Annotated in this window: 10 protein-coding genes; 6 read left to right on the top strand and 4 right to left on the bottom strand. The window is 67.1% G+C overall.

All coding sequences use genetic code 11. From position 1 onward, the window contains the following. Positions 1-33: 33 nt before the first annotated feature. On the bottom strand, positions 34-900 hold the full coding sequence (hflC, locus tag GQY20_RS03215) for a protease modulator HflC (protein WP_157215577.1): 867 nt from the start codon (positions 898-900) through the stop codon (positions 34-36). Continuing rightward, positions 897-1,970, bottom strand: a complete 1,074-nt coding sequence (gene hflK / locus GQY20_RS03210) for an FtsH protease activity modulator HflK (RefSeq protein WP_408641051.1) — start codon at positions 1,968-1,970, stop codon at positions 897-899. The genes hflC and hflK overlap by 4 nt, the downstream gene beginning before the upstream one ends. 302 nt (positions 1,971-2,272) lie before the next feature. Here hflK and GQY20_RS03205 point away from each other — a divergent pair, with 302 nt between their 5' ends. Together GQY20_RS03205 and GQY20_RS03200 are read left to right on the top strand one after the other, a co-directional pair. Beyond that, the gene (locus GQY20_RS03205; protein WP_232475907.1) at positions 2,273-3,043 is read left to right on the top strand and encodes an Mrp/NBP35 family ATP-binding protein; all 771 of its coding nucleotides are present in this window, start codon (positions 2,273-2,275) and stop codon (positions 3,041-3,043) included. A 159-nt stretch (positions 3,044-3,202) separates the two neighbouring features. Beyond that, complete coding sequence (locus GQY20_RS03200) at positions 3,203-3,631, top strand: CoA-binding protein (RefSeq protein ID WP_157215575.1); 429 nt, start codon at positions 3,203-3,205, stop codon at positions 3,629-3,631. Positions 3,632-3,683: 52 nt separating this feature from the next. Here the strand turns inward: GQY20_RS03200 and GQY20_RS03195 are convergent, their stop codons facing one another. Continuing rightward, the gene (locus tag GQY20_RS03195; protein WP_332836074.1) at positions 3,684-4,265 is read right to left on the bottom strand and encodes a TlpA family protein disulfide reductase; all 582 of its coding nucleotides are present in this window, start codon (positions 4,263-4,265) and stop codon (positions 3,684-3,686) included. Between the two features lie 16 nt (positions 4,266-4,281). Here GQY20_RS03195 and argH point away from each other — a divergent pair, with 16 nt between their 5' ends. The 4 genes from argH to galU are packed head-to-tail and all read left to right on the top strand — an operon-like array spanning position 4,282 to position 8,042. Beyond that, positions 4,282-5,655: an argininosuccinate lyase gene (gene argH, locus GQY20_RS03190; RefSeq protein ID WP_157215574.1), complete on the top strand. Its 1,374-nt coding sequence runs from the start codon at positions 4,282-4,284 to the stop codon at positions 5,653-5,655. Next, positions 5,655-5,897 (top strand): lipoprotein, encoded by a 243-nt coding sequence (locus tag GQY20_RS03185; RefSeq protein WP_157216135.1) that lies wholly within the window; start codon positions 5,655-5,657, stop codon positions 5,895-5,897. Before argH ends, GQY20_RS03185 begins: the two co-directional genes overlap by 1 nt. Positions 5,898-5,903: 6 nt before the next feature. After that, a complete protein-coding gene (gene lysA / locus GQY20_RS03180) occupies positions 5,904-7,172 on the top strand; it encodes a diaminopimelate decarboxylase (RefSeq protein WP_157215573.1) in 1,269 nt (422 codons plus the stop codon). A gap of 3 nt (positions 7,173-7,175) precedes the next feature. Then, positions 7,176-8,042, top strand: a complete 867-nt coding sequence (gene galU, locus GQY20_RS03175; RefSeq protein WP_157215572.1) for a UTP--glucose-1-phosphate uridylyltransferase GalU — start codon at positions 7,176-7,178, stop codon at positions 8,040-8,042. A 125-nt stretch (positions 8,043-8,167) separates the two neighbouring features. Here the strand turns inward: galU and rpoN are convergent, their stop codons facing one another. Beyond that, positions 8,168-9,682 (bottom strand): RNA polymerase factor sigma-54, encoded by a 1,515-nt coding sequence (rpoN, locus tag GQY20_RS03170; RefSeq protein ID WP_157215571.1) that lies wholly within the window; start codon positions 9,680-9,682, stop codon positions 8,168-8,170. Positions 9,683-9,708: the final 26 nt, after the last annotated feature.

The following is a 9,708-nucleotide window of genomic DNA, read 5'->3' as shown; positions in this document are numbered from 1 at the left end:
TGGGACGAAACGGCTGAACCGGGATTGAACGGCTCACTTCCGGCCCTTGAACTCCCGCAGATAGTCATTGTCGGGTGACAGGATGATGGACGAAGCACCCGGCGCATCGTTCCCGTCCGTTCCGAACGTCACTCGGTAGGACTGCATGGCGCGGTAGAAATCGTAGAAGTCCGGATCCTTGTTGAAGCTCTCGGCATAGATGCGCGCGGCATCCGCGTCGGCCTGGGCACGGATGATCTGCGCCTGCTTGGCACCCTGCGCCCGAATAGTCAGCGCCTCCTGCTCGCGCGCGGTGCGCATCCGTTCGAACGCGCTTTCCAGCGGGGTGCCGTCCGGCAGATCGGCGCGCTTGATCCGAACATCGACGATCTCGGCACCATATTGGCGCGCGATGCGATTGAGCCCTGCCTGGATATTGTCCATCACCTGGCCGCGCTCGGGGCTGAGCAGGGCGGCGAAGGGCCGCTTGCCCAGTTCGTTGCGCAGTGCCGATCCCAGGATGGGACGCAATGCCTCGCCCACTTTCCGCTCGCTGCCCGCGCTCATGTACATGCGCAGCGGATTGACGATACGATAGCGCGCGAAGGCATCCACCTCGAGGCGGAGCTGATCGGTCGACAGCACGGACTGGCGCTGCATGTCGAAATCGAGCACGCGTTTGTCGACCCACACGATCTGCTCGAAGAACGGGATATGCGCGATCAGGCCCGCGCCTGTATTCCCGAAATCCTCGTTGCTCTTATAGCTGTTGTAGACGCGCACGGGCTTGCCGACGCGCACGACCAGCGCCTGCTTGGTCTCGGGCACCACCGAGAAGACGCTGCTGCCGATCAGCAGCAGCAGGATCGCCGCGATCGCCCAGGCGATCGGGTTGCGGAACATGCGATCGGTGAGGTTCATTGCCCCGCTCCCTTCTTGGCCAGCGGAAGCGGCAGATAGGTGTTGGCACCGGGCGCCTCGACGATCGTCTTGTCGCTCTTGGCCAGCACCTTCTCCATCGTCTCGTAATACATGCGCCGGCGGGTGACTCCCGGGGCGAGCTTATATTCCGCATAGACCTTGTCGAAGGCCGCCGCCTCGCCCTGCGCCTTGGCGGTCAGCTGCTGGGCATAGGCGCGCGCCGCATTGAGATAGCTCTGGGCCTCCTGCTGCGCGGCCGACACCTCCTTGAACGCGTCGTTGACCGCGGAGGGCGGATCGGCCTGCTTGATCGCGACGCCCTGGATGGCCACGCCGGCGCGATAGCTATCGAGGATTTCCTGCATGCGCTGCGCGACGCGGCCCTCGATCTGGCTACGCTGCGATCCGATCGCGTCGTCAAGGCTCACGCGGGCAATCTCCGCCCGCATCGCGCTCTCGGCGACTTCGCGGATCGTATCGTCCGGATCCGCCAGTTCGAACACATATAGTTCGGGATCGCGCACGTTCCAGCGCACCGAATAGGCAAGGTCGATGATGTTCTGGTCGCCGGTGATCATCAGCGTGGGATCGTTCGCTGCGGTCGATCCGATGTCGATGATGCGGATATTCTCGACCTCCACCTTGCGGACATGATCGATCGGCGCGGGGAAGGTGAAGTTGACGCCTGGCCCGAGCGTGCCGGCATAGCGGCCGAACCGCGTCACCACGCCGCGCTCCTGCGAATTGATCTGATGGACGCTGGTCAACGCGACCCACAGCAAGATGAAAAGGCCGATCGCCGCCAGCCAGATCGGTTTGCCGTCGGGCCGCGGCACGCGTCCTCCGAACCGCTGCCGGCCTTCGGTCAGCAGCTTCTCCAGAGCGCTCGGCCCGGGGCCGCCGCGCTGCGGCCGCTTGCGCGGCGGCTGATTCCACGGATTGCGCGGCCCGAGGCCGTCTCCATTGCCGCCGCCCGATCCACCGCCGCTACCGCGTCCGCCCCAGGGGCCGCCGCCGTCTTCGTTCAGCATCGTGTGGATCTCGGCTCCCCGCCCAACTGTCTCGTCCATCCGGCCATTATAGGAAGCCGAGTCGCGGAAAAACAGTGCCATTGCCCACGCGCTGTCCTATGCGGCGCCCTATCATGAGCCAGAATGACATATTTTCCGCCGCGCTGGACGCTATAGCGGATCCGGTGAGCGGGCGCGGCCTCGTCGAATCCGGCCGTGCCGCGGCGCCGCGCGTGAATGGCGAAACCGCGAGCGTCATCCTCGACGTCTCGGGCCTTTCAGGCGATGCCCGCGCGCAGATCGAGCGGGCGATCCGCGGCAAGCTGACCGGGCTCGGCGGCGTACGCGAAGTGCGCGTCGCGATGACCGCGGAAAAGCCGAGCCGCCGCATCCTCGCGATCGGCAGCGGCAAGGGCGGCGTCGGCAAATCCACGCTTTCGGCCAACCTCGCGGTGTCGCTGGCACGCGCCGGCATCCGCACCGGCCTGATCGATGCGGATATTTACGGTCCCTCCCAGCCCCGGCTGATGGGCAGTGAGGGCATCAAGCCCACCGCGGAGGACAAGAAGCTCATCCCCGTACAGACGGCATTCGGCGTTCCGATGCTCTCCATGGGACAAATGGTGAAACCGGGCCAGGCGATCGCCTGGCGCGGGCCCATGGCAGGCGGAGCGCTCGGCCAGCTTGTCGATGCCGAATGGGGCGATGCGGAGCTGCTGGTGGTGGATATGCCGCCCGGTACGGGCGACGTGCAGCTCAACATGATCCAGAAGCATCGTCCCGCCGGCGCGCTGATCGTCTCGACTCCCCAGGATCTCGCGCTCATCGACGCTGCCCGCGCGATCGACCTGTTCCGCCAAGCCGATGTGCCGATCGTCGGTCTGGTCGAGAATATGGCCGGCTATGCCTGCCCCCATTGCGGCGAGATCTCCGATCCGTTCGGTGCCGGCGGCGCGGAGGCGGCGGCGCGGGAGATGGAGATTCCCTTCCTCGGCCGCATCCCGCTCGACATCGCGATCCGCCGCGCCTCGGATGCCGGCTTCCCTCCCGCGGCTGAGGACGGGCCGCAGGGCGCCGCCTTCGCCGAAATCGCCGCGCAGCTCATTCGGAGTCTTTCGCTCCGGGCCGGTTGAGCCTGGACGCCCGGCTTCCCATCTAGCGCCCTGGAACGTGCCGGCGCCGCGCCGGTTCGTGCTGGGCTTGCCGAAGTGTTCTGGCCCGATCCGAGCCGGGTCCGACGCTTCGGCGGGTTCCGCCGGCTGGCAGTGCCGGCCCCACGGAAAGGAAATGCCATGCCGCTGACCACCGATGCCGAGATCGCCGACCTCCTGTCCACAACGCGCACCATCGCGCTGATCGGCGCTTCGGACCGGCCGGACCGGCCGAGCTATGGCGTCATGCGGTTTCTGCAGGATCACGGCTATCGCGTGCTGCCGGTCAATCCGCAGATCACCGGCGAGCACGTCCATGGCGAATATATCTGGCGCGATCTTTCGCAGCTCGGCGAGCCGATCGATCTCGTCGACATCTTCCGCAACAGTGCAGCCGCCGGCGATGCCGTCGATGAGGCAATCGCCGCCGGCGCAAAGGCGGTGTGGATGCAGCTCGGCGTGATCAACGAAGCCGCCGCCGCGCGCGCCGAGGCCGCCGGCCTCAAGGTGGTGATGAACCGCTGTCCCGCCATCGACATCCCCAGGCTGGGACTGCCGAAAGTGGCGTGACGACCCAACCCCTCTCCCTACCCTCTCCCGCAAGCAGGAGAGGGTAAGAAGGTCAAAGCGTTGTTGGCGCCTTCCCGTTCAGCGATCCCTCGATCAGCGCCTTGGCCTTGTCTCCTGTCCAGTCCATCGCACCGGTGATCCGCCACTGCTCCTTGCCGTGCGCGTCGAAGAAGATGGTGGTGGGCAGCGTGTCGCCGACCTTCAGCGCCGTCATCAGCACATTCTGCTTGTCGAGATAGGGCTCGAGCGCCGCGAACTTCTCCTTCGCGAAGAACGGCCCCACCGCGCGGCGGCCCTCCATGTCCTGGCTCACCACCATCACCTTCATCCGGTCCTTCTCACGCCCGGCCAGCGCGTCCAGGGTCGGCATCTCGGCGACGCAGGGCGCGCACCAGGTGGCCCAGAGGTTGAGCAGCACCGGCTTGCCGCGATATTGGGTGAGCGTCGCCGGCCCGTCGGTCGGGCCGAGGAACGGGATGGCCGGCATGTCGCCGCCGCGGTGGCTGATGTCGAGCTTGCCGATGCCCGATGCGGGCGCGCCCTGCTGCTGCGGCTGCGCTTGCGGCGCCTCTCCCTTTTGCTTATCGCACGCCGCCAGCGCCAGCGCGAGGAGCAGTACAATCGAAAGCCGCACGACAAGCTCCAATTCCATGTGGGGCGGGCGTTTTGCCGAAGGCCCGGCCGCGGTGATGCGCGAGATCAATGCCTCGATCCCGTTCGACAAGCGTCTATGGCGACAGGATATCGCCGGGTCAAAGGCGCATGTGGCCATGCTCGCGGCACAGGGGATCGTGACGACTGAGGACGCCGCGTCGATCACCGAAGGGCTTGATCGCGTCGCCGCCGAATATGCCGAGACGGGCGTGCCGGAGGATCTCGCGCTCGAGGACATCCACATGGCGACCGAGAGCCGCCTCGCCGAGCTGATCGGCCCGGCAGCCGGGCGCCTGCACACCGCGCGCAGCCGCAACGACCAGGTGGCGACCGACTTCCGCCTCTGGGTGCGCGATTCGATCGACGCGGTGGAAGCCGGCCTCGCCGCACTGCAGACCGCGCTCGTCACCCGCGCGGGCGAGCATGCCGACAGCGTGATGCCGGGCTTCACCCATCTCCAGGTCGCCCAGCCGGTCACGCTCGGCCATCATCTGATGGCCTATTATGAGATGATCGCGCGCGACCGCAGCCGCTTCGCCGATGCCCGCGCCCGCCTCAACCGCTGCCCGCTCGGCGCCGCCGCGCTCGCCGGCACGGGTTTTCCGACCGACCGCTTCGCAACTGCCGCCGCGCTCGGCTTCGACGGGCCGACCGCCAACTCGCTCGATTCGGTCAGCGACCGCGACTTCGCGCTCGACTATCTGATGGCCGCCACCCAGTGCAGCCTGCACCTGTCGCGCCTCGCCGAGGAATTCATCATCTGGGCGAGCCAGCCCTATGGCTTCGTCGCCCTGCCGGATGCCTATTCCACCGGCTCCTCGATCATGCCGCAGAAGCGCAATCCGGACGCGGCCGAGCTGGTGCGCGGCCATGCCGGCCGGATCGCGGGGGCGATGACCGCGCTGATCATCACGATGAAGGGCCTGCCGCTCGCCTATTCGAAGGACATGCAGGACGACAAGCCGCCGGTGTTCGAGGCGCACGACCTGCTCGCCCTCTCGATCGCCGCGATGACCGGCATGGTCGAGACGGTCCGCTTCCGTACCGATCGCATGCGCGCCGCCGCCGAAGCGGGCTATTCCACCGCGACCGACCTCGCCGACTGGCTCGTCCGCGTTGCCGACATCCCATTCCGCGAGGCGCATCACATCACCGGCGCAGTGGTGAAGCGGGCCGAGGCGGACGGCTGCACCCTCTCCGAGCTCTCGATCGAGACGCTGCGCGCGATCGATCCGCGCATCGACGAGCGGGTCTTTTCCGCGCTATCGGTGGACGCGTCGGTCGCCAGCCGCCGCAGCCATGGCGGCACCGCGCCCGATCAGGTCCGCGCGCGCATCGCCGAGGCGCGCGCCGCATTGGGGATCGCATGATGAAGCGCGCGCTGTTCGCCCTCTCTTTGGCTGCCGCGCTTGCCGGATGCGGCAAGCGCGAGGCTTTGCAGCCGGCCTCCGGCCAGAGCTTGCCGCCGAAGCCGGCCATGGCAGCCGGCCAGCCTTCGGTCGACCAGCTGCTCGCCATACCCACCAATGCGCGTCCCGACCGCAGCGACGAGCCGCTGACCAAATCGGCACCGCGCAAGGACGACCATTTCGATCTTCCCCCGCCGGGCTGAGGCTTCATGGACCATTTCGAGATCAAGAACGGCGCGATGCACGCCGAGGACGTGTCTTTGCCGGCAATCGCCGATGCTGTGGGCACACCGGTCTACGTCTATTCGACCGCGACCATCGAGCGCCATGTGCGCGTATTTCGCGACGCACTGGAGGGGCTGGGCGATCCGCTGATCGCCTTTGCGGTGAAGGCCAATCCCAATGCCGCGGTGCTGGCCACCATGGCACGGCTCGGTCTCGGCGCCGACGTCGTCTCCGCCGGGGAGCTGAAGCGCGCCCGCGCCGCCGGCATCGCGGCGGACAAGATCGTCTTTTCCGGCGTCGGCAAAACCGCGGAGGAAATGGCGCTGGCGCTGAAGGAAGGCATCGGCCAGTTCAACGTCGAATCCGAGCCCGAAGCCGAGATGCTCTCGCAGGTGGCCTCGTCGCTGGGGCTGACCGCGCCGATCGCCTTCCGCGTAAATCCGGACGTCGACGCCGGAACCCACGCCAAGATCTCCACGGGCAAGTCCGAGAACAAGTTCGGCGTGGCCTACGACAAGGCACCGGATGCCTATGCGCTGGCCGCCAGCCTGCCCGGCCTCGCGATCCGCGGCGTCGCCGTCCATATCGGCAGCCAGCTCACCGATCTCGCACCGCTCGAGGCAGCCTTCACGCGCATCGGCGCACTGATCGAACGCCTACAGGCGGACGGTTATCCGGTAAGCGTCGCCGATCTCGGCGGCGGTCTCGGCGTGCCCTATGATCCGGCCAAGCCGCTGCCGCCGAGTCCGGCCGATTACGGTGCGATGGTGCGCCGCGTCAGCGCCGGCTGGAAGGTCCGCCTGGCATTCGAGCCCGGCAGGGTGATCGTCGGCAATGCCGGCGTGCTGCTCTCTCGCGTGATTCGCGTGAAGCAGGGCAGCGCCGCTCCCTTCGTGATCGTCGATGCCGCGATGAACGACCTGCTCCGTCCCAGCCTCTACGACGCCTGGCACGATATCCGGGCCATCGCGCCACGCGGAGATCGCTTCACCGCCAACGTCGTCGGTCCGGTGTGCGAGAGCGGCGACACATTTGCCATGGGACGGGACCTCGAATGCGTCGAACCGGGCGATCTCGTCGGTTTCATGACGGCGGGGGCCTATGGCGCGACGATGGCCAACACCTATAATTCCCGGGCACTTACGCCCGAAGTGATGGTGAATGGTAACGATTGGGCGATAGTGCGGGAGAGGCAGCCGATCGAGGCGCTGATCGCGGCAGACCGCCTGCCGCCCTGGCTCGTGGGGGAGTAAGTGATGAAGCCTGTTCGCAAGGCCGTTTTTCCAGTCGCCGGTCTCGGCACCCGTTTCCTGCCCGCCACCAAGGCGGTGCCGAAGGAGTTGCTGCCGGTGGTGGACAAGCCGCTGGTGCAATATGCGATCGACGAGGCGCATGCCGCCGGCATCGAGCAGATGATCTTCGTCACCGGCCGCGGCAAGAACGCGATCGAGGATTATTTCGACATCGCCTATGAGCTGGAAGCGACGCTCACCGCGCGTTCGAAGACCGACATATTGGCGACGCTGGAAGGCAGCCGCCTGGATCCCGGCGATGCCGTATTCGTGCGCCAGCAGGAACCGCTGGGCCTCGGCCATGCCGTCTGGTGCGCGCGCGACATCGTCGGCGACGAGCCCTTCGCCGTGCTGCTGCCCGACGAACTGCTGTGGAATCCTGGCAATCCCTGCCTCAAGCAGATGGTCGCCACCTACGAGGCGAAGGGTGGCAACGTGCTCGGCGTGCTCGAAGTGCCGCACGAGCATACCGGCCGCTACGGCATCGTCTCGCCCGGCACGGTCGAAGGGCGCGTCACCGAGGTTAAGGGCCTCGTCGAAAAACCCAAGCCCGCCGAAGCGCCCTCGCGCCTCGCGATCATCGGCCGCTACATCCTCCAGCCGGACGTGATGGGCATCCTCGCCGCCGGCGAGCGTGGCGCGGGCAACGAGATTCAGCTCACCGACGGCATGGCCAAGCTGATCGGCAAACAGCCTTTCCACGCGCTGACCGTCGACGGCGACCGCCACGATTGCGGCGACAAGGCCGGCTTCATCCAGGCCAATATCGCCTTGGCCCTGGAGCGCGCCGACATCGGCCCGGACGTCAAGGCCTTCATCGAGAAACTGTAAATACCCTTTTCCCCTCTCCCCGTGCGGGGAGAGGGAGGGGGCCGCCACGCTGCGGCGGGAAGGGTGACGGCATGCAAGCATGCAGCCGTACGAACCGGGAAGGGAAAGAAGCGGGGGAGCGAGCCTTACGCCGCCCGGCCCAGCGCCTTCTGCCGCCGCCGCTGCACCGACGACCCCAGCCCGATCGCCTCGCGATATTTGGCGACCGTGCGCCGCGCGATATCGAAGCCCTTCGCATTGAGCAGTTCGACGAGTTTGTCGTCGGAAAGGATCGCCTTCGGATCCTCCGCCGCGATCAGCGTGCGGATGTGGCTCTTCACCGCCTCGGCCGAGGCAGCCTCGCCGCCGTCCGCAGACTGGATGGCGCTGGTGAAGAAATATTTGAGCTCGAACAGGCCTCGCTCGCACGACAGATATTTGTTCGATGTCACGCGGCTGATCGTCGATTCGTGCATACCGATCGCGTCCGCCACTGCGCGAAGCGTCAGCGGCCGCAGATGCTCGACGCCGTTTAGGAAGAAGGCCTCCTGCTGGCTCACCAGCTCGGTCGCCACTTTCACGATGGTGCGCGCCCGCTGGTCCAGCGCCTTGACCAGCCAGTTGGCGCTGGTCAGGCAATCGGACAGCCAGGTGCGGCTCGCCTTGTCGCGATTGCCGCGTGCCAGCTCCACATAATAGCTGCGGTTGACCAGCAGGCGCGGCATGGTCGCGCCGTTGAGCTCGATCGCCCAGCCGCCGCTGCGCGTGCGGGCGACGAAGATGTCCGGCACCGCAGCCTGCACCGGCTCGCCGCCGAAGCGCAGCCCCGGCTTGGGATCATAGCCGCGCAGCTCGCGGATCATGTCCGCCATGTCTTCCTCATCGACGCCGCAGATGCGGCGCAGCTGCGGGAGCGCGCCACGCGCCAGCAGGTCGAGATTGTCGATCAGCCGCGCCATCGCCGGATCGTAGCGATCGGCCTCGCGCGCCTGGATCGCGATGCATTCCGCAAGGCTGCGCGCACCGACCCCGCTCGGCTCGAACCCCTGGATCACCGCAAGCACGCGCTCGATCCGGAACAGCGGCACGCCGAGCCGGTGCGAGAGCTCCAGCGGCGTGACGGTCAGATAACCGGCTTCGTCGATCTGGTCGACGATATGTTCGGCGATCAGCAGGTCCGTGCCGGAAAGGGCGGCGCCGGCCTGCGCCATCAGATGCTCGTGCAGCGACAGGCCGGCCGAGAGCATGGCCTCGAAATCCGGTGCCTCGCCGGTCGCCAGCCCGCCACCCATGCCGTCGAGCGCGAGGCCGCCGTCCATGCCCGGCGCGCCGTCTATGGCGCTGTCGTGATGGAAGGTCTCCTCGCCATAATCGACGTCGAGCGGCGCGTCCGCCACGCCGTCGCCAGCCTCGATCAGTCGGTCTGCCGTTGCCGGCTCCTCCTCGCCGAAGCCGTCGCTTTCGCTATCTCCATCGGGCACGGGCGTATCCTCGACCTCCGTCGCTCCCGATTCGAGCAGCGGATTCTTGTCGAGTTCCTCGGTGATGAAGCTTTCGATCTCGAGATTGCTGAGCGCGAGCAGGCGGATCGCCTGCTGGAGCTGCGGCGTCATCACCAGCGATTGCGACTGCCGCAGATCGAGACGCGGACCCATCGCCATGGCCCCTATCCGCGCATGTCCGAGGC

It is taken from the genome of Flavisphingomonas formosensis, assembly GCF_009755815.1.
In the GTDB taxonomy this organism is placed as follows: Bacteria; Pseudomonadota; Alphaproteobacteria; order Sphingomonadales; family Sphingomonadaceae; genus Flavisphingomonas; species Flavisphingomonas formosensis.
This window is presented reverse-complemented; position numbering and strand designations above follow the sequence as displayed.